An 18,419-nucleotide genomic window follows, 5' to 3' on the forward strand; every position below is an offset into this window, starting at 1 on the left:
TTTTATGATCTGGTAATTTATCTCTTCTTTAATCCTGGCTAAATCTGCCTCTTCCGAATTATTGATAAAGTATTGAACCTGGATATTTAAGGCCGACTCTGCAAGGGTATCAAATGTTACTACGGTTTCGCCGCTGATCAAAGGGCGGGAGTTAATAAATTTCTTAATCTCTTCAGCGATCTTCATCATCACATCTGAAGGTGTATCGTACTTCAGACCTATATTAAACTTCATCCGGTGTGAATTTCTGAGGCTAAGATTTTCAAGTGGACTATCTACCATTTTTTTGTTGGGGATAACTACCAGAGTTTTATCAACCGTGCGCAGCAAAGTGCTTCTGAAGCCAACCTTTTCGATTGTGCCTTCATACTTATCAATCCGTACAGTATCGCCCACAACGAAGGGCCTATCTGCGAAAATGGTAAACGATCCCAACAGGTTCTGTAAGGTATCCTGCGCCGCAAGTGCAACCGCAATACCGCCAATCCCCAAGCCAGCAATAATGGTTGCGACATTAAGATTGAACACAGTACCTAACACCACAAACACTGCAAAAATTATTGTGACGATCTTTGACAGCTCCTTTATAAACGGAACCATCTGGTCATCCGATTTTGACTCGGTAAGAGAAGCTTTGTAAAGGAAGATGTGCGCTATGAAATCGATTATTCTAAACAGGATTCTGAAAAACGATATAATGAACAGAAGTAAAAATAATTTGTCAATTACCTGGATAAGCTTGATCTCATAGACAACCGGCACCTTGCCAGCCCAAGAAGTCCTTCGGAAAATCACTTCATTGAGTGGGTAGTCGAGCTGGTTGATCGCCAGATAAATGGTTATGGATAGGATCAGCAGCTCAATTGGTCTAAGGAGTAAACCCACAAAAACATTTGAATCAGTTCCAGTATGGACACTCTTGAACATTTTGTAAAGTAACCGGCTCAGGAGTCTCGAGAAAATACGCTTGAATAACAATCCGAATAACAGGATGCCTGCAAATAGCAGGTAGTTTCTGACACTATTTCCAAGAACGATATTATTTAAGAAGCCGGTTTCCATAAAGACAATTAGCAAATGAGGTAATTAGTAAATAAGCAAATCCAGGGCAGATACTTATTCACGGTGCTGTAAATACTATGCTAAACCAGTAAAAAATAAAAAACCTCCCCGATATAATCGGGGAGGCTAAATCTGTATGATTAAATTATACTCTTTTAGATTTAATACGAGCTGCTTTACCAGTTAACTCGCGTAAGTAGAATAGTTTCGCTCTGCGAACTTTTCCGTGATTGTTAACATCAATTTTATCGATGTTAGGAGAATTAACAGGGAAGATACGCTCTACACCTACTCCATTTGACATTTTGCGTACAGTGAACGTTTCGTTAACACCTACACTATTGCGCTGGATAACCACACCCTGATAAATCTGGATACGTTCTTTATTTCCTTCGCGAATTTTATAGTGAACGCTAACCGTATCACCGGCCTTGAATGAGGGAACTTCTTTTTTACCTGCTACCTGCTCTTCAACAAATTTTACTAAATCCATGGTTTTAAGCTCTTAAAGTCGATTTTTAGCCCGTAAAAATCGGATTGCAATATTACGAATAATTATTAACATTTAAAAAGAAGTGGGGATATTTTTAGGAGTTGTACGTAATACGTTGTACGTAATACGTTTTTGGTCGTGTACTTAGAAAACCCAATTCGATTGAAATCCTCCTAACTGCCGCTCATAGCAGATATTTTTCTAGAAAAAATACTGATCATTAAATTGAAGTTTAAATGTTGTTGAGTCTTTCGCAAACGTAAAACGTATTACGTACAACGTATTACTTCAAAAGATCCGGTCTTCTCTTCTGCGTTCTTTCCAGCGCCTGATCATGCCTCCACTCATTGATCTTTGCTTCATTGCCGCTTAATAGTATATCCGGCACTTTGTGGCCGTTCCAGTCAGCAGGTCTTGTATATACCGGGGCGTCCAGAAGCTCCCCTTGGAACGAATCCGACAAGGCAGAAGTTTCATCATTTAACACACCAGGCAAAAGCCGTACTATGCTGTCGACAAGCACTGCAGCAGGCAATTCACCGCCAGAGAGAACGTAATCACCTATCGAAATCTCCCGTGTTACAAAAACATCGCGGATCCGCTGATCAATCCCTTTGTAGTGTCCGCAAAGAATAATGATGTTCTTCCTACCAGAAAGCTCATTCGCCATTGTCTGGTTTAAAGTCGCTCCATCTGGTGTCATAAAGATCACCTCATCGTATTCCCTCTCCGCTTTTAGTCTTTCTATACAGCTGGCAAAAGGTTGGATAGTCATTACCATTCCGCTTCCTCCGCCGTATTGATAATCATCCACAGACTTTTGCCTGTGCGTGGAGTAATCCCTCAAATTATGCACAACGATCTCCGAAAGTCCCTTCGATTGGGCGCGCTGTAAAATGGAGTGGGCAAAGGGGCTTTCAAGCAAGCCGGGGAGAACGGTTATAATGTCGAAACGCATGGGAGTTGTAAGTTATACCTGCCTACCGTCAGGCAGGGGATGTAAGTTATAAGTCTGGACGGAGAAAAATTGTGCTAGAGTTTTATTCTCCCACGTAAAGATCGATCAAACCTTCCGGAAGATCAACCTTTAAGATACCATTCTTTTCATCAATCTCTACTATTAGGTCATCATTCAAAGGAAACATCACCTCATTAAATTTATACGGCACTACAGCAATATATTGCTGCGGATATTCATGGATCTCTATAATCTCTCCCAGCTCACCAACGGTCTTGTCGTGTACGATAAACCCTTTAAGATCTGTAATGAGAAACTCATCATCATCCCGTACCGGTTTCAATTTCTCAGGTAAATAAAGCTTTTTTCGAATAAGTGTTTGAGCCTTTTCGATAGTATCAATATCATCGAAATAGAAATTGCCTGTTTGATTGTTTTGGAGCTTATATGAGGAAATGAAATAAGGAACAAGCTTCCCGTTTATTTCAGCGAAGACCGATTCGAGAACAAGGTCCCCGGGTTCTTCATATTCGAAATAGATCTGAATCTCACCTTTCAAACCTTTGGTTTTAGTAATATAACCAATGTAAAAACAATCTTCGATCTTCATGCCTGTAAAACAGTAACGCCATTACAATGAGCCTATTCTAACCGGGGTTAGTGTCGACGCATTTGCAATGGCGTTAATTAAACTTTTAAAAGAATTATGCTTTTTCTTCGTCAGCAGCTTCTTCTGTTGCGTCGGCAGCAGGTGCTTCTTCTTCCACAGCAGGAGTTTCAGCAACTTCTTCAGTAGCAGGTGCTTCTTCAGCAGATGCTTCTTCAGCTGGAGTTTCAGCAACTTCCTCAGTAGCAGGTGCTTCTTCAGCTGGAGTTTCAGCAACTTCTTCAGTAGCAGGTGCTTCTTCAGCAACAGGCTCTTCAGCAAGTGCCTCTTCAGCAGCAGCTTCTGCTACAGGGGCTTCTTCAATTTCTTCAGCTGCCGGTGCTTGAGTTTCCTCAGCAGTAGTTTCTTCAACTTCGTTAGCTTCTGTTTCTTCAGCAACTTCTTCTTCAGCAGGCGGAGTGTTTTTTGCTGCAACTGCAGCTGCAATTTCCTCTTTCTTCTTAGCTTCAGCGGCTAAAACAGTTTTCTTAGTTTCTTCTTTAGATTTAGTCAGGCTATCTTTTTTGCCAGCTATTTTACCTTCTTTGCTGTCTAACCATTCAGCAAATTTAGTTTCAGCTTGTTCAGCAGTTAAAGCGCCTTTTTTAACGCCACCTTCAAGATGTTTTTTGTACATCACACCTTTGTAAGAAAGAATAGCGCGACAAGTATCTGTAGGCTGAGCTCCTTTGTTAACCCAATCCAACGCTTTGTCGAAATTGATGTCAATAGTAGCCGGGTTTGTGTTTGGATTATAAGAACCGATGCGTTCTATGAATTTACCATCTCTTGGAGCACGTGCGTCTGCTACCACCACATGATAGAAAGGTTTTCCCTTTTTACCAAATCTTTGCAATCTGATTTTAGTTGCCATTTTTCAAGTTTTATGTATTCAACATATTCCCGGAGTCTATTCTGCGGGGTTGCAAAGATACAAATAAATCGGATTTAAAAAACTCAATTTGCTATTTTTGAGCCATGTCTGAGAGAAAACCGCGCATTGCAGTGGATATGGACGAAGTTATAGCCGATCCACTTGCTAAATTTATCAAACTTTATAACCGGGATTACGATGTTCCGCTGGATCTGAAGATCGAACCAGGAAATGAGATCGCCATGCATGTTCCTGAACACGCGCGACTGAAAATACGCGAATACATTAATGAGAAAGGTTTTTTTCGCGATCTTGATGTAATTCCCGATAGTATAGAAGTCATGAAAGAGCTCCAGAAAAAATATGAAGTGTTCATCGTATCGGCGGCAATGGAATTTCCTAATTCATTACAGGATAAACACGAGTGGCTGGCCGATCATTTTCCATTCATTGGCTGGCAGCACATTATGTTTTGCGGATACAAGATTGTAAATACGGACATAATGATAGACGACCGGATCAAGAACTTTGTGGATTATGATGGGAGAAAGCTTTTATTCACATCGCCTCACAACATGCTGCTGACTGATTACGAGAGGGTGGATACGTGGAGGGACGTAGCGGATAAGTTGTTATAGTGGGGATTTTAGTGATATACAGGAAAGAGGCTCATATTTGTCTGCACGATTAGAAGTGCTATTGAAGCTTAAGAAGAACTTCTGGCGGCTTAAGGCTTAAATTGATAAGATGTTTGATTCTCATTATGATTTTTGGGAAAGCAAGACTTGTGCTTTTTCGGTTAATTCAGTCCGGCTCTCCGCTTTAGTTTTTGCCGGGAAATATTGTTTATCCGTTGAATTCTCTTTCGGCAAAAAGCTGCCGCTTCGATCCGGCTTATTTTACTTAGGCCGGAAGTGCTTTGGAACCGCCAGCTGCACAACTAAGATAATAATATCTCAGGTACTGAAATCCAGCAAACATTAATAGCTGCACTACCCCTGCCATCTAAACGGGATCGAAGCGGCAGCCTTTTGCCCAAGGTCAATATTATTATATAGTTCAAATTATAAGGGCAAAAGCTACAGCGCAGAGCCCGGCTGCAGCTTCCGATTATTACTGACCCTGCTTTTCCAAAAAATAATATTGTCGAAAGTTAATCAACAAAGAGATTCACCCGACTTTTGAAGACCTCACACCACATTTCCCTCCAATCTATACCCGATCTGCCAAGCAGACTATTGAATTCCAAATCCAGGCCTGTAACTTTTCCTTCTTCGTATAATCTAACAACAAACCATTTAACCTCTATTGCCATGATCGTAACAACCACTAATAACATCGAAGGAAAAAATGTAGTAAAATATCTTGGGATAGTTTCGGGCGAAGCTATTATAGGTGCCAATATTGTTAAAGATTTTTTCGCCGGCATTCGGGACATCGTAGGCGGGCGCTCAGGATCATATGAAGAAGGTCTTCGCGAAGCAAAAGATATTGCACTGCGTGAAATGCAGGAACAGGCTTTCCGGATTGGAGCTACTGCTGTTCTTGCTGTGGATCTTGACTATGAAGCCCTTGGAAGCAACGGCAGTATGCTGATGGTTAGTGCATCCGGAACTGCGGTTGTTTTGGAAGACGTGGTACCTGTCTGACCTGTCATTTAAACCGACAAAACACACACTTACATAGAGCTTGCCATATCGTCAACGTGTAGCAAGCTTTCTCTCGACATAATCGATAAGGCTATGAATCACCTTAATGTGTATTTCCTGAGCCCTATCTGCGTATTCAGAGGCGGGGGCACGAATCTCCGCATCACATAAAGAAGCCATCTGCCCGCCATCTTTTCCTGTAAGTCCAATTACCAGCATGCCTCTCTTTTGTGCTGCATTGATCGCATTCAGAATATTTGCAGAATTCCCACTGGTACTTATTGCAAAAAGAATATCGCCCTTTTTACCTATGGCTTCAACCATTCTGGAAAAAACAAACTCGTAACCATAGTCATTAGCCACACAAGAGATATATGCGGGATCGGAGATTGATATCGCCGGATAAGCCGGCCGGTCATTCCTGTATTTTCCGGAAAGCTCTTCCGCAAAATGCATTGCATCGCACATCGAACCCCCGTTTCCACAGGAGATTATCTGATTTCCATTTTTAATAGCCTTAACGAGAATCTGGCCGGTCGCTTCAATATTTTTAAAAGAAGCCGGGTTGCTGATAAATTGCGCCAATACATCCTGTGCCTCTGTGAAATGTTTTTGAATGTTGTCCATGGGCCGCTATCAGAATCTTTCAGCAAGAGTATATGTTCTGCCGTTATTTTGGTCCTTCAGCCATTTCATAAGCGGCTCAAAATAGTCCAGCATTGGCTTTGCACTCAGATCTGAACCGGTTTTATCCCTTAAGACTGCCTTCCAGTCTTTACTAGCCCCTGGTGTCATTATTTCCTTCAGGAATTTTCCTACCTCTTTATTACCGTAGTAGTTTGTTGCACGCGGATCTTCCTTCAGAATTTTCTTTGCGATGTGATCATGAAGCTGGAACAGAATTACGAACGACAAAGCATAATCATAATATTGTGCCGCATCGTTGTTGATGTGTGTTTTTGAGGCAGCATCTGCGAAGTTTTCGCCGCGGACTGTAGGGGGGACAATACCCTGGTATTTCTTGGCAAGCTCCCACCACTTAGCGTTGATCTGGTCCGCTGGAAGGTTATCCGCATACAGCGCTTTTTCAAACTCCGGCATGGTACCAGCAGAGAATGGGATAAAGACGGCATAATTTAAGGCTTCTTTTAAGAGTGCCTGAATGTCGTCAGACTGAGCTCCAGCAGGAATAATGCCCTTGTTTTCAAGAAAAGGCTTCTGAACAGACGCAAGTCCCATTAAGCTTCCCATAGCCTCATGATAGGCGCGGTTTGCACCTTTACGAAGTAATGGCGGAACGTCTTTATTGGTGTAACTCATGTAATAATAAATGTGTCCAAGTTCATGATTGGCTGTTTCATACCATTCAGCATTTGGCTCAACGCTCATAAGGCTGCGAACATCTGCATTGAGGTCCATGTGCCAGGCTGAAGCATGATTATTCTTTTTGTAATTGGCGCCGGCTGGTGCCGGATATAAACTTGATTTCTGCCAGAAAGAAGCTGGCAGGGCATTGAATCCCAAACTTTTATAAAAGTCCTCACCGTCTTTAACAATATATTCTGCAGATTTCGTCTTTAACACGGAATCGAGGTTCATACCTTTTACAGTAACCATCGAACTCCAATCCTGTCCCCAACGATTTGGAAGCCAATGCGCAGGTAAATATTCAGGAACCTCTTTGACATTATACTTTTTAGCCAGCTCATAGCGGGCATAAGTATGCAGCTCGCGATACAGTGGCCGAAGCTCCAAATTGATCTTTTGGATGAGATCCATCATCTCCCCGGTCGACATTCCATAATCGGAGACCTGGTAATCAAAATAGTTTTTGTAGCCAAGAGCCTGAACGGTTTCATTGCGAAGTCTACGCAGATTAAGAAGCCCGGGCTTCAATCCGATCCCCACTTCCTTGCTCGCTTCCCAAATTTTTAACCTTTTTGCCAGATCAGTTTCGTCCTTAAGGGCGTTATCAATCTCATTAGCTGAAACAGACTTTCCATCTACCTGAAAGTCGAATCCAAAGAGTTTTTCTGTCTGAGCATTCTCCGCTTTAATCCGCTCTTTTACGACATCAGCTACGGTTTGAGGATTGTTGGCTGCAAAGTAAAGGATCTTATCAAGTTGTTTTTCCTGAAGATCGTTCAGGCTTGTCCGGTCTTTAAGAAATCCCTGAGCTTTCTCGATGTTTTCCTTACTTCCCGTAAACACGGCGTAGGCCTCTCCTGTGCTTTCAACCAGCTTTGCATTGGTAGTATCACCCTCTACAATCCTGGTATTCGCAGCCCATTGGGCCTCTGCTGAAGCTGTAGAAAGCTTCACGTAATCTGCGGTATAGGCATCAATGAACGCCTGTGCTTCAGCGTTATTAACAGGTTTACTGGTATTACATGAAATAATTACCAACACAGCAAAAAGGAAAACGACGTTTTTCATACGATGAAAGTTTAAAGTGACAGAATCTCAACTATCTTTAACAACTCCTTATTTACATCAACATTGTGTTTTATGGCCCGTCCGAAAGGGGTAAAATGAATTTTACCATTTACAATACCTGCCATTTCGCCCGTTTTTCCTTCCATTAAAGATTCGACTGCTGCCACGCCCAATCTTGAAGCCAGAACCCGGTCCATACATGTTGGTGCTCCACCGCGCTGAATATGCCCAAGAACCGATACCCGGGTATCAATTAAGGGGAACTTTTCTTTTACATTCCTAGCTATCTCAAAAGCTCCGCCAGCGTCATCGCCTTCAGCTACAATAATTATCTTTGACGACTTATCTTTTCTGCTGACTTCCAAACGGGCGAGCAGCGCTTTGATATCGGTTTTTGTTTCGGGAATAAGGATAGCTTCAGCACCTGTACCAATACCACTTCGCAACGCTATCAAACCCGAATCTCTACCCATTACCTCAACAATAAATAACCTGTCATGTGATTCTGCAGTGTCGCGAATTTTATCTACCGCATCAATAACGGTGTTTATCGCTGTGTCATATCCTATTGTGAAGTCAGTACCGAGCAGGTCATTATCAATAGTTCCCGGCAATCCGATAACCGGAATTTTGTACTCTTCATAAAATATTTTGGCCCCAGTAAAGGTTCCGTCTCCTCCAATAGCAACAAGGGCGTCTATTTCCTGTGACTTTAATTGGCCGTAAGCCTTTTTTCTGCCCTCTTTTGTTCTGAATTCGTCACTCCGGGCTGTTTTTAATACTGTACCGCCGCGTTGAATAATATTGGCAACCGATTTTCTTTCCATACTTAGAAAATCACCGCCTATCATCCCATCATAACCTCGCAAAATGCCGGTCACCTTTATATCATAGTACAATGCTGTACGAACAACGGCACGAATTGCCGCGTTCATTCCGGGGGAATCGCCTCCGGATGTAAAAACTCCAAGATTTTTAATCGTTCTGTTAGTCATGTTTATTATTTGCGGCCAAAAGCAAGTATGCCGCTGTTTAAAAAATCAATGTAATTATTAATGTCAAGATTAAAAGCCTGAGGCGTTACCAATGGCTTTCCGTCATGCCCGGATATCACATAATAAGGCTGCGAATTAGTTCCATATGTTGAAGCCTGAAAATCACTCCACTTCTGACCAATAGATTTAATATTCTTTCCGCTGAAAGATGAATTGTATTTTTCATTCTCTGCCAGCTCAGTCTTATCGTCGACGTACAAAGATATCAAAACGTAATCTTCTTTAAGTTTCTTTAAAACCTCTTTGTCCGCCCAAACGCTTGCTTCCATTTTTCGGCAATTTACGCAGCTCCATCCTGTGAAATCAATTAAGATGGGCTTGTTAACACTTTTTGCGTAGGCGAGGCCCTCCTCATAGTCGTAAAAGGCATCTAAGCCATGCGGGGCATGAAACAGTCCGGCGTATTTCTTTCCTGATGTTTCTGTTTCAACTGCAGCTGATGTTTTATTGGAATAAAGGTCGAAATCCTGAGTAGTTTGAGGTGGAAGCCATGCACTAAGCGGTTTTAATGGTGCTCCCCACAAGCCAGGGATCATGTAAATGGTGAATCCCAGGATGATCATGGAAAAGAATAATCTCGGCAAGGATAAAAACCCTACTTCATTATCGTATGCCAGCCTGATCTTACCCAAAAGGTAAAGTCCCCAAAATCCAAATATCACGATCCAGATAATCAGGAAAATATCACGATCCAGAATATTCCAGTGGTAAGCCAGATCTACATTTGAAAGGAATTTAAAAGCCAGTGCAATCTCCAGGAAGCCCAGAGAAACTTTTACCGTATTTAACCAGCCTCCGGATTTCGGCATCTCCTTTAACCACGAAGGGAAAATTGCAAAAAGAGTGAACGGGATTGCCAGGGCCGATGAGAATCCAAGCATTCCAATCGCGGGCCCCAGGTAAGATCCTTTTGACACTGCATCTACCAACAAAGTTCCGATAATTGGCCCGGTACACGAAAATGAAACCAAAGCAAGGGTAAAGGCCATGAAAAACAGGCCTATAAATCCGTTTTGATTAGATTTCTCATCCATTTTATTCACTAACGACGTGGGAAGTGTGATCTCAAATGCTCCGAGAAAAGAAATACCAAAAATGATTAAAGCAACAAAGAACAGAAGGTTGAATGTTGCACTGCTTGCAGCTTCGTTTAGCGCTGAGGCCCCGAATATCAGTGTTATCAATAGACCCAAAGCAACATATACAACAACTATAGAACAACCATAAATTATTGCACTCTGAATTCCTTTAGCTCTTGAGCCCGATTTTTTTGTAAAGAAAGAAACGGTTAGCGGGATCATTGGATAAATGCAGGGCATAAAAAAAGCGGCAAGACCACCAATGAAACCTGCCAGAAAAATGCCCCATAAAGATCCTTCACTGCTACTGGCAGCGGGTACCGGTTTTTCCATTAATGTAGTATCGTTCGCAATCACCGGTGTACTCGCGATCGTAGTATCAGCAGGTAACACGGTATCAGGATTGGCTGCGATTCCTGATGCTGTCACGACACCTGCGTTAACAGGGATCTTAAATTCAACTTCTGCTGGCGGAAGACATTTACTATCGTTACACACCATAAACTCCAGCATACCATCCACAGCCTTTGTAAAACCTGTTAAGACGATACGCTGTCTGAAATCAACCTTGTCTTTATGCCATGCAATCTGCAGGTCAAAGTTTTTATCAAATGCCGATACGGCCTTAGGCAGTTCAGTCACCGCTCCTTTAAGCTTGTAATTAGATGAAGGGGTAAATTTGAAAGAAGTGGGTATTGGCCCACCATCTCCAATAAATTGTGAGTATACGTGCCAGCCCTTATCAATCTTTGCAGTAATGATAAGATCGTATTCCGTGTCACTTATTTTTTCTGATCTGTAGCTCCAGCGAACCGGATCTTCGATTTTTGCATTCGGGTCGGTGAACTGCGCATGTGCAGTAAAACCAATAAACAGGGTGATTAATGCCAGTAACTTCTTCATACTACTCGTTAATAAACTCAACTTCTTTGTTATTAAAAAATACGGTTCCGTCTGGGGTTTCCATCTCCAGCTGCCCCGAACTGCTAACCCCTATAATCTTGCCGGTCAAAACACCATTCGCTGTTTTGAATGCCGCCCATTGATTTATGAGATATAATCTATCCATATAGTCAGAAGTGATCTTCTCCTGACGGCCTGCTTTCAATTGGAGGTACCTTGCCTCAATCGCGCCGCAAAGTTCGCCTAACAAAACAGATAAGTCGTAATCCTTATGTAATCCTTGTTTGAGGGATGTAACATTCTTAAGGGAGATTGGAAAATCAGTCTGGTTTACATTCAACCCGATTCCAACTATGGCATGCCGGATCTTATTACCAGTGACAATATTCTCGATCAGCATTCCGCCGACTTTCTTATTACCAATGTAACTGTCGTTTGGCCATTTTATAAGCGCATCGTTGCCCGCGTACATCTTCAATACATCATTTAACGCAACGCTGATGGCTTTATTTAGTTCAAATTGTTGATCGACGCGCAAAAAAGATGGATTCAGCAATACGCTAAAAGTTAAATTTTTTCGTTCTTCACTAAGCCAGATATTGTTGGTTTGTCCCCTGCCAGCAAACTGCTTCTCTGCCATAATTACAGTGCCTTCTAAGAATGGCGTAGATTTTGACAAAGCATCCTTTAGAAAGGTATTTGTTGAGGCTACCTCTTTTAAAGTAATAAGATTTTGTCCTACAAATAGTCCTGAAAAAGTATTATTTTGCAATTAAGATTTGCTTTATATAATTATCAAAACTAATTTTTTTTAATGGTAAAAAATAAAATAGCTCAAGAATCAACATCAATCTCAGAACTCGTCATCTACGGGATCCAGGAAAAAAAAGGAAATGATATCGTCCGTTTGGACCTCAGAAATATACATAGCTCAGTGTCCGACTATTTTGTGATCTGCCACGCCGAGTCCTCTACCCAGATAAAGGCTATTGCACAAAGTGTCGAAGAAGAAGTTTTTAAAGCTCTCAAATTAGATCCATGGAGAAAAGAAGGCCTGCAAAATGCGGACTGGATCATTCTTGATTATGTCGATGTTGTAGTGCACATTTTCAAAACAGATAAACGTGAGTTTTATGGTATTGAAGATCTTTGGGGCGATGCAGAAATGCAGTCTTTTAAAAGCGCATAAACCATATCGGTTTACGTTTTGTTGATATTACTACACAACCTTGCACAGAAATGAAAGAAGATAAATCAGATACCAAGAAGCCTTTGAAAAAAATCCCCGGTAAAAAGATAGTTCCAAAAACTCCAAAATTCAATATAATGTGGCTTTACGCCATAATAATTCTTGGTCTTTTCGTGGTTCAATATATGTTTAGCGGCAATAGTGCCCAGTTAATTAACTTCCAGAAATTCGAGAATGATATGCTCAAAACTGGAGATGTCGAAAAGCTTGTCGCTTATAAAAATGGAGACCTGTACAACGTGGACGTTTATATTAAAAAAGATCGTCTGGATCAGCCAAAATATAAAGATCTAAAAAATAAGAATAGCCTTACAGGAGCATCAACCGGCCCACAATACTACTTCACACAGGCCACTTTTGAGAGTTTTGAAACCAAAATCAAAGAAGCAGAAAAGGATCTTCCCGTAGATCAGCATGTCTCTATCGTAACCGAATCTCGCGAAAGCCCCTGGGCTGGCTGGCTAATGTCGTTTATTTTGCCAGTTCTTCTTTTGGTTGGGTTTTGGGTTTTCATCATGAAACGCATGGGTGGCGGCGCTGGCGGTGGCGCAGGCGGACAGATTTTTAACATTGGCAAGTCTAAGGCTACACTGTTTGACAAAGAATCTCAGGTAACGATCACATTTAATGACGTTGCAGGTCTTGAAGAAGCCAAGCAGGAAGTAATGGAGATTGTGGATTTCCTTAAGAATCCTAAAAAATATACTAATCTGGGCGGTAAGATCCCCAAAGGAGCATTATTGATAGGTGCACCAGGTACCGGTAAAACCCTTATGGCAAAGGCTGTGGCGGGGGAAGCTCAGGTTCCTTTCTTTTCACTGTCCGGGTCTGATTTCGTCGAAATGTTTGTAGGTGTGGGTGCTTCACGTGTGCGTGATTTGTTCAAACAAGCGAAAGATAAAGCTCCGTGTATCATTTTTATTGATGAGATTGATGCGATTGGCCGTGCACGCGGAAAAAATAATATCGTAGGCGGTAATGATGAGCGTGAGAATACGCTTAATCAATTGCTGGTAGAGATGGATGGTTTTGGAACTGACTCGGGGATTATTATCCTCGCGGCAACCAACAGGCCGGATGTACTGGATACAGCTCTTTTAAGGCCGGGTCGTTTTGACCGTCAGATCTCTATCGATAAACCAGATCTGGTGGGCCGTGAGCAGATCTTCAAAGTTCACCTTAAGCCGCTAAAATTAGCAGAAGGTGTTGATGCTAAAAAACTTTCAGCGCAAACTCCGGGTTTCGCCGGTGCGGAAATTGCGAACGTTTGTAATGAGGCTGCATTAATTGCCGCACGTCGCAACAAAGAGGCCGTTGATATGCAGGATTTTCAGGATGCGGTTGACCGTGTGATTGGAGGCCTTGAGAAAAAGAACAAGATTATCTCACCTGAGGAAAAACGGATTGTCGCATACCACGAAGCTGGCCATGCAATTGCCGGATGGTTCCTTGAGCACGCAGATCCTTTGGTTAAAGTATCAATTGTTCCCCGGGGTGTGGCTGCATTAGGATATGCCCAATATCTTCCTAAAGAGCAGTTCCTCTATACCACAGAGCAGCTGCTTGATGGTATGTGTATGACACTTGGCGGACGTGTTGCTGAAGATATTGTGTTTAATAAGATCTCTACCGGCGCACAGAACGACCTTGAACGGATCACCAAGTTGTCTTATGCCATGGTAACAATCTACGGTATGAATGAGAAAGTGGGTAATGTGTCTTTTAACGACACACAAGGCGAATACCAGTTCAACAAACCATATTCTGAAAAGACCTCTGAAATGATTGATATTGAAGTACGTAAGCAGATTGATCTTTCATATCAGCGTACAAAACAGTTATTGACTGATAAACGTGCCGGGCTGGAGAAATTGGCTGAGAAACTATTGGAAAAAGAAATTCTGTTTCAGTCTGATCTTGAGGAAATCCTTGGCAAACGTCCTTTTGATAATCGCACCACTTACGACGAGTTTGTAAACGGAATCGAACCTTCAAATGATATCCCTAAAGAAGCTCTTCAACACGAAGGTGTTGTAGACCATAATATTGATCTACCCGAAAACAGATCAACACAAGACTGATATTTAATACCATAAAAGAGGGGGTTTGACCAAATTGAGCGTCCTCTTTTAAATCCGGTATTCATGAAAGACACTACTTCTAAAGAAAAAATGCTCAAGAAGATCCGTAAGGCGCTTCTTGATAAGAGAGATAATCCATATCCCAATTTGGAAGATACTCCTCTCTACGAACCCTTCACAGACCATATTGACCTTCTTTTTGCCGAACAACTAACGGCAGTAGCAGGAAATTTCGTTTTCTGCGAGGATGATATTCAACTGATAGAAAACCTGCTTCTTCTTGCTGAAGAAAAGAATTGGCGGAAAATTTATTGCTGGGAACCTAAAATGCAGGCTCTCCTAACCAATTATGAATTCCCCCATTACAGTACCGATACAGATTTTTTGAACGCAGAAGTCGGAATAACCGCATGCGAGGCCATTATTGCACGCAATGGTAGTGTGTTAATTTCCAATGGGAATTCGGCAGGAAGGCGTTTAAGTATCTATCCGCATGTGCATATTGTTATAGCGTATACATCACAGCTTGTGTTAGACCTTAAGGATGGCTTTCAAATTCTAAAACAAAAATATCCGGAATCAATCCCTACAATGATCTCCAATATTACCGGTCCAAGTCGAACAGCAGATATTGAAAAAACGCTGGTCTTGGGCGCTCACGGGCCAAAGGAGCTGTATGTTTTTCTTTTAGAAGGATAAAGAAGTTTTCCCGAATCTCTTCATCTTTCCTTCATGTTCAGAATATAGATTTGGTAGATATATTCACCAGAAAATGAAAAAGCTTACGTTAATCAATTACCTGCTATTGAGGTTTGGTATCTCGATGTTCAGATTGTAAGTACTCAAGGTGTTAGCAATTGCTAACCATGTTTATTGTCAGTTTGGCGTGCTGCCGAGCTGAGAGTTGGATCGTTGTGCTGTTGGCGATATACCCTGGAACGATCACATCCAAAACAAAGTTTCCTGAAAAAACTTTTGTTAGCATAACTTTTCCGGCCGCGTCACAAACCGCGGTCCGGCCCAGCGCATCAATACTTATCATCGCTTTAGAGATTGGCTTTCCTGTCTCACTGTCGATCACAGACAGTTCAAGGTCGGCTAAGCCTAAAACCTCTTCTTTTTTTTCTTCCCGAAAAAACCTGGTTTGGGGTATCGTGTAATGTTCAGAATATTCCTCCTGCAGAACTGCACTTGTGCCAATCATATTGCCTAATTTTTTTGACTTAATTACTTAAATCATTGCTAAACATTGTGTGGGGACAAGTTAAGGTGAGAACCATCAATAGTCCATCCGTTATTTAACTATTTCTATATCCGTCAAATAACGGGTATAAAACTAGCAAAATAATCTCGAAGATAACAACATATCTGCTTTTAAACGAATCTCAGGCATTATTTACAAAATAATTTAAGATTACATGAAAAAAATAGGGAGTTTGAAATTATATTGTTTTCCTAATAAACCTAATTAATTATCATGGAAACAACAACAGAAAGTCTGGACCCTAAATGGGAGAAAGCCGTTAAACAGTGCAAAAAATTCAGGGATGAGATCAGATCTTACCCAATTCCGAAAAATAAAATGACAATCTCCTATCTCTTCACACAGGAGGATTTGGATATTTTGTTAAATCAGGGTGGGGCAAAACTAAACGGCATAAGAGCCTACATTGGTTTTGAAGAAATATCGGGCAAACTGTTACCCAGGCTCCATGTCGTTGGATGTGTTAAAGATGGCACCCGTTACAACGATGTAGTTCCATCACAAATTGCTACAAATTCACAGTTTTTAGGTGATTCACTTGAGGAAGGCAGACCGTGTCCAGAAGATTGTGGCACTGAAAACGAACTCAATAACTGATGATTAGGCGGCTACTACAGCTTTCTGATACCTTCATGCCTTTACTGGCGCTTCTCGCTTACGCGCCGGTAATTCGTAAAATACAGGGGAGAGATAAAATCATTCCCTTGTATTTGCTGATCACATTTTTTATAATGCTCCTGTCGAACTTCATGGCTGACAGGTACGTAAACAACAGCTATTTGTACCATGCTTACTCGTTAATAGAGATTGCTCTCTTTTCATATTATATCCGCAAACTGACCGATGACTCGAGTTCCCTAATTAAGTTAATTCTCCCCCTTTACACCGTTTTCTGGATCATAAATCTACTATTCTTCGAAAGCTATTTAAAATTCAACAGCAATTCTTCAGGTATCGCATATCTCCTGCTTATCATTTATTCGCTAAACTATTTTTTATTCCTTTCCAGAAGCGAAGAAATAATGAGTTTTCAAAAAAGTCCTGCGTTCTGGATAGTATCAGGCTTTTTATTTTATTCTGTTCTTAATGTGCTGATAGCAACTATCTACAAATACACCTTCGAGCTGAGCCCGAGCGATAAAAATCTGGTTTTTAATTTTAGTTATGTCTCAAACATCATTAAATTCATCCTGATTATTATCGGAGTTTTATGGTACCCTCACAAATATCGATCTCATTAATATTTATAGGGACTGCCAGTTTAAGCGTACTGCTTATCTTTTTCTACCTTTTATTCATTCAGTATAGCCGAAGAAAGATCGAGCATCTCAAACAAATGAAAGATCTTCAGTTTGAGTATGGACAAACCTTGCTGAAATCACAGCTCGAGATACAGGAGCAGACACTCCGGCACATAAGCCGTGAGATCCACGATAATATAGGCCAGGTGCTTAGCCTGGTATCACTCAATCTGAACACTATCACCGCTCCTGATAAAGAAAAGCTTGTCTTCACCAACGAACTTGTTACTAAAGCTATTGATGACCTGCGCGGGCTTAGCAAGAGCCTTAATCCTGACCGTGTACAGATGATAGGGATAACAGAATCCATCAAGACTGAACTTGATCAGCTTGAGCGCACCGGAATATTTCAAACCAGTCTCGATATAAAGCAAGATCTGAAGGAAATATCACCTGAAAAAACGATCATCTTATATAGAATGGTACAGGAGGTCTTGAACAATATCATAAAACATTCCCGGGCTGATCAGATAGTCGTATCCTTTGAGAGTAACGAAGAAAGCGATCAGATATCTATTGAAGATAATGGCTGCGGCTTTGATCTTGGAAATAATTCTCCGGGCATAGGTCTGCAGAACTTAAGGCAGCGCGCTTCCATGATCAATGCCGAATTAAATATTACAAGCACAATCAACGAAGGAACAACCGTATCTTTCAGCTTAAAATCATAAGTCCCCTATGTATTACGTTACCCTTATTGACGACCATGAACTAATACGACAGGGCCTTTCTTCGCTGATCAATAGTTTTTCAAATTTCCGGGTTCTTTTCGAAGCGGGAAATGGCCATGACTTCATTCAAAAGCTAAAACCTTCTGCTTTGCCTGATCTGGTATTGATGGATGTAACTATGCCCGATATGGATGGCTATGAGACGTGCAATTGGCTTCGGGTTAATCACCCCGGGGTGAAAGTAATAGCCTTAAGTGTCATGGACGATGAAGACGCCATCATCAAAATGTTAAAATCTGGTGCAAAAGGATATCTTCTTAAAAATACGAACCCTGCTGAATTACAATCTGCAATGGAATCAGTTGTAGAGCGGGGCTATCACTTCAATGACCTGGTAAGCAACAAGGTTATAAAGTCCATTAATGATGCAGGGAAGCCTGAACACGAGAAATCAGATATTCATTTGACCGAGCGCGAAATTACTTTCCTCAAGCTTGCCTGTACCGAAATGTCGTACAAAGAAATAGGCCTTGAAATGAATGTGAGCTCCCGGACAGTGGAAACCTTTCGGGATAATCTTTTCGCCAAACTCGATCTAAAAACACGTATCGGGCTTGTTCTATATGCTATTAAAAAGAAGATCTTCGAGCTTTAATTTAATTTCAATCGATCATAAGGCAGAGCAAAAGTACTAATAT

20 protein-coding genes are annotated in these 18,419 nt (G+C 41.4%); 9 read left to right on the forward strand and 11 right to left on the reverse strand.

All coding sequences use genetic code 11. The features are described from left to right. The 5 genes from WKF69_RS03680 to WKF69_RS03700 all read right to left on the reverse strand — a co-directional run. Window positions 1–1,062 (reverse strand): mechanosensitive ion channel domain-containing protein (locus tag WKF69_RS03680; RefSeq protein ID WP_340379558.1); only part of this gene is annotated, 1,062 nt, incomplete at its 3' end. A 145-nt stretch (window positions 1,063–1,207) separates the two neighbouring features. Then, window positions 1,208–1,555 (reverse strand): 50S ribosomal protein L19, encoded by a 348-nt coding sequence (rplS, locus tag WKF69_RS03685; protein ID WP_340379559.1) that lies wholly within the window; start codon window positions 1,553–1,555, stop codon window positions 1,208–1,210. A 283-nt stretch (window positions 1,556–1,838) separates the two neighbouring features. After that, window positions 1,839–2,513, reverse strand: coding sequence for a tRNA (guanosine(37)-N1)-methyltransferase TrmD (gene trmD / locus WKF69_RS03690; RefSeq protein WP_340379560.1), 675 nt, complete (start codon window positions 2,511–2,513; stop codon window positions 1,839–1,841). 82 nt (window positions 2,514–2,595) lie between these two features. Beyond that, window positions 2,596–3,123, reverse strand: coding sequence for a ribosome maturation factor RimM (rimM, locus tag WKF69_RS03695; protein ID WP_340379561.1), 528 nt, complete (start codon window positions 3,121–3,123; stop codon window positions 2,596–2,598). Window positions 3,124–3,217: 94 nt separating this feature from the next. Next, window positions 3,218–4,033 carry a 30S ribosomal protein S16 gene (locus WKF69_RS03700; RefSeq protein ID WP_340379562.1) on the reverse strand — a complete coding sequence of 272 codons (816 nt, stop codon included), beginning with the start codon at window positions 4,031–4,033 and terminating at the stop codon, window positions 3,218–3,220. A 104-nt stretch (window positions 4,034–4,137) separates the two neighbouring features. Here WKF69_RS03700 and WKF69_RS03705 point away from each other — a divergent pair, with 104 nt between their 5' ends. After that, window positions 4,138–4,671: a 5'(3')-deoxyribonucleotidase gene (locus WKF69_RS03705; RefSeq protein ID WP_340379563.1), complete on the forward strand. Its 534-nt coding sequence runs from the start codon at window positions 4,138–4,140 to the stop codon at window positions 4,669–4,671. 675 nt (window positions 4,672–5,346) lie between these two features. Next, window positions 5,347–5,682: a heavy metal-binding domain-containing protein gene (locus WKF69_RS03710; RefSeq protein ID WP_340379564.1), complete on the forward strand. Its 336-nt coding sequence runs from the start codon at window positions 5,347–5,349 to the stop codon at window positions 5,680–5,682. Between the two features lie 51 nt (window positions 5,683–5,733). On the opposite strand, the gene lpcA is transcribed toward WKF69_RS03710, so the two are convergent. The 5 genes from lpcA to WKF69_RS03735 are packed head-to-tail and all read right to left on the reverse strand — an operon-like array spanning window position 5,734 to window position 11,927. Continuing rightward, a complete protein-coding gene (gene lpcA, locus WKF69_RS03715; RefSeq protein ID WP_340379565.1) occupies window positions 5,734–6,309 on the reverse strand; it encodes a D-sedoheptulose 7-phosphate isomerase in 576 nt (191 codons plus the stop codon). A gap of 9 nt (window positions 6,310–6,318) precedes the next feature. Then, window positions 6,319–8,118, reverse strand: a complete 1,800-nt coding sequence (locus WKF69_RS03720) for a M2 family metallopeptidase (protein WP_340379566.1) — start codon at window positions 8,116–8,118, stop codon at window positions 6,319–6,321. A gap of 11 nt (window positions 8,119–8,129) precedes the next feature. Further along, window positions 8,130–9,113 (reverse strand): 6-phosphofructokinase, encoded by a 984-nt coding sequence (pfkA, locus tag WKF69_RS03725; RefSeq protein WP_340379567.1) that lies wholly within the window; start codon window positions 9,111–9,113, stop codon window positions 8,130–8,132. A gap of 5 nt (window positions 9,114–9,118) precedes the next feature. After that, window positions 9,119–11,155, reverse strand: coding sequence for a cytochrome c biogenesis protein CcdA (locus WKF69_RS03730; RefSeq protein ID WP_340379568.1), 2,037 nt, complete (start codon window positions 11,153–11,155; stop codon window positions 9,119–9,121). A 1-nt stretch (window position 11,156) separates the two neighbouring features. Beyond that, the gene (locus tag WKF69_RS03735; RefSeq protein WP_340379569.1) at window positions 11,157–11,927 is read right to left on the reverse strand and encodes a biotin--[acetyl-CoA-carboxylase] ligase; all 771 of its coding nucleotides are present in this window, start codon (window positions 11,925–11,927) and stop codon (window positions 11,157–11,159) included. A gap of 42 nt (window positions 11,928–11,969) precedes the next feature. Between WKF69_RS03735 and rsfS the strand changes: the two genes are divergently transcribed. From rsfS to WKF69_RS03750, 3 genes are all read left to right on the forward strand, one after another. Continuing rightward, window positions 11,970–12,344: a ribosome silencing factor gene (gene rsfS / locus WKF69_RS03740; protein ID WP_340379570.1), complete on the forward strand. Its 375-nt coding sequence runs from the start codon at window positions 11,970–11,972 to the stop codon at window positions 12,342–12,344. 50 nt (window positions 12,345–12,394) lie between these two features. Continuing rightward, window positions 12,395–14,485 (forward strand): ATP-dependent zinc metalloprotease FtsH, encoded by a 2,091-nt coding sequence (gene ftsH / locus WKF69_RS03745; protein ID WP_340379571.1) that lies wholly within the window; start codon window positions 12,395–12,397, stop codon window positions 14,483–14,485. 63 nt (window positions 14,486–14,548) lie between these two features. Then, on the forward strand, window positions 14,549–15,184 hold the full coding sequence (locus WKF69_RS03750; protein ID WP_340379572.1) for a lactate utilization protein: 636 nt from the start codon (window positions 14,549–14,551) through the stop codon (window positions 15,182–15,184). Between the two features lie 151 nt (window positions 15,185–15,335). Here the strand turns inward: WKF69_RS03750 and WKF69_RS03755 are convergent, their stop codons facing one another. Beyond that, on the reverse strand, window positions 15,336–15,689 hold the full coding sequence (locus tag WKF69_RS03755) for a hypothetical protein (RefSeq protein WP_340379573.1): 354 nt from the start codon (window positions 15,687–15,689) through the stop codon (window positions 15,336–15,338). A 273-nt stretch (window positions 15,690–15,962) separates the two neighbouring features. On the opposite strand from WKF69_RS03755, the gene WKF69_RS03760 reads away from it, so the two are divergent. From WKF69_RS03760 to WKF69_RS03775, 4 genes are read left to right on the forward strand one after another with little or no spacing between them, the layout of a single operon-like run. Continuing rightward, entirely contained in the window at window positions 15,963–16,346 is a 384-nt protein-coding gene (locus tag WKF69_RS03760) for a hypothetical protein (protein WP_340379574.1), read from the forward strand. Further along, complete coding sequence (locus WKF69_RS03765; RefSeq protein ID WP_340379575.1) at window positions 16,346–16,990, forward strand: hypothetical protein; 645 nt, start codon at window positions 16,346–16,348, stop codon at window positions 16,988–16,990. Before WKF69_RS03760 ends, WKF69_RS03765 begins: the two co-directional genes overlap by 1 nt. After that, on the forward strand, window positions 16,960–17,721 hold the full coding sequence (locus WKF69_RS03770) for a sensor histidine kinase (RefSeq protein ID WP_340379576.1): 762 nt from the start codon (window positions 16,960–16,962) through the stop codon (window positions 17,719–17,721). The genes WKF69_RS03765 and WKF69_RS03770 overlap by 31 nt, the downstream gene beginning before the upstream one ends. A gap of 7 nt (window positions 17,722–17,728) precedes the next feature. Beyond that, complete coding sequence (locus tag WKF69_RS03775; protein WP_340379577.1) at window positions 17,729–18,376, forward strand: response regulator transcription factor; 648 nt, start codon at window positions 17,729–17,731, stop codon at window positions 18,374–18,376. Window positions 18,377–18,419: the final 43 nt, after the last annotated feature.

Source organism: Daejeonella sp., assembly GCF_037719425.1.
Lineage (GTDB): Bacteria > Bacteroidota > Bacteroidia > Sphingobacteriales > Sphingobacteriaceae > Daejeonella.

What these genes read in the sequence shown, in the direction of transcription:
- rplS (WP_340379559.1), bottom strand. Translation starts at nt 1,555, where the DNA reads ATGGATTTAGTAAAATTTGTTGAAGAGCAGGTAGCAGGTAAAAAAGAA.
- trmD (WP_340379560.1), bottom strand. Translation starts at nt 2,513, where the DNA reads ATGCGTTTCGACATTATAACCGTTCTCCCCGGCTTGCTTGAAAGCCCC.
- rimM (WP_340379561.1), bottom strand. Translation starts at nt 3,123, where the DNA reads ATGAAGATCGAAGATTGTTTTTACATTGGTTATATTACTAAAACCAAA.
- WKF69_RS03700 (WP_340379562.1), bottom strand. Translation starts at nt 4,033, where the DNA reads ATGGCAACTAAAATCAGATTGCAAAGATTTGGTAAAAAGGGAAAACCT.
- WKF69_RS03705 (WP_340379563.1), top strand. Translation starts at nt 4,138, where the DNA reads ATGTCTGAGAGAAAACCGCGCATTGCAGTGGATATGGACGAAGTTATA.
- WKF69_RS03710 (WP_340379564.1), top strand. Translation starts at nt 5,347, where the DNA reads ATGATCGTAACAACCACTAATAACATCGAAGGAAAAAATGTAGTAAAA.
- lpcA (WP_340379565.1), bottom strand. Translation starts at nt 6,309, where the DNA reads ATGGACAACATTCAAAAACATTTCACAGAGGCACAGGATGTATTGGCG.
- WKF69_RS03720 (WP_340379566.1), bottom strand. Translation starts at nt 8,118, where the DNA reads ATGAAAAACGTCGTTTTCCTTTTTGCTGTGTTGGTAATTATTTCATGT.
- pfkA (WP_340379567.1), bottom strand. Translation starts at nt 9,113, where the DNA reads ATGACTAACAGAACGATTAAAAATCTTGGAGTTTTTACATCCGGAGGC.
- WKF69_RS03730 (WP_340379568.1), bottom strand. Translation starts at nt 11,155, where the DNA reads ATGAAGAAGTTACTGGCATTAATCACCCTGTTTATTGGTTTTACTGCA.
- rsfS (WP_340379570.1), top strand. Translation starts at nt 11,970, where the DNA reads ATGGTAAAAAATAAAATAGCTCAAGAATCAACATCAATCTCAGAACTC.
- ftsH (WP_340379571.1), top strand. Translation starts at nt 12,395, where the DNA reads ATGAAAGAAGATAAATCAGATACCAAGAAGCCTTTGAAAAAAATCCCC.
- WKF69_RS03750 (WP_340379572.1), top strand. Translation starts at nt 14,549, where the DNA reads ATGAAAGACACTACTTCTAAAGAAAAAATGCTCAAGAAGATCCGTAAG.
- WKF69_RS03755 (WP_340379573.1), bottom strand. Translation starts at nt 15,689, where the DNA reads ATGATTGGCACAAGTGCAGTTCTGCAGGAGGAATATTCTGAACATTAC.
- WKF69_RS03760 (WP_340379574.1), top strand. Translation starts at nt 15,963, where the DNA reads ATGGAAACAACAACAGAAAGTCTGGACCCTAAATGGGAGAAAGCCGTT.
- WKF69_RS03765 (WP_340379575.1), top strand. Translation starts at nt 16,346, where the DNA reads ATGATTAGGCGGCTACTACAGCTTTCTGATACCTTCATGCCTTTACTG.
- WKF69_RS03770 (WP_340379576.1), top strand. Translation starts at nt 16,960, where the DNA reads ATGGTACCCTCACAAATATCGATCTCATTAATATTTATAGGGACTGCC.
- WKF69_RS03775 (WP_340379577.1), top strand. Translation starts at nt 17,729, where the DNA reads ATGTATTACGTTACCCTTATTGACGACCATGAACTAATACGACAGGGC.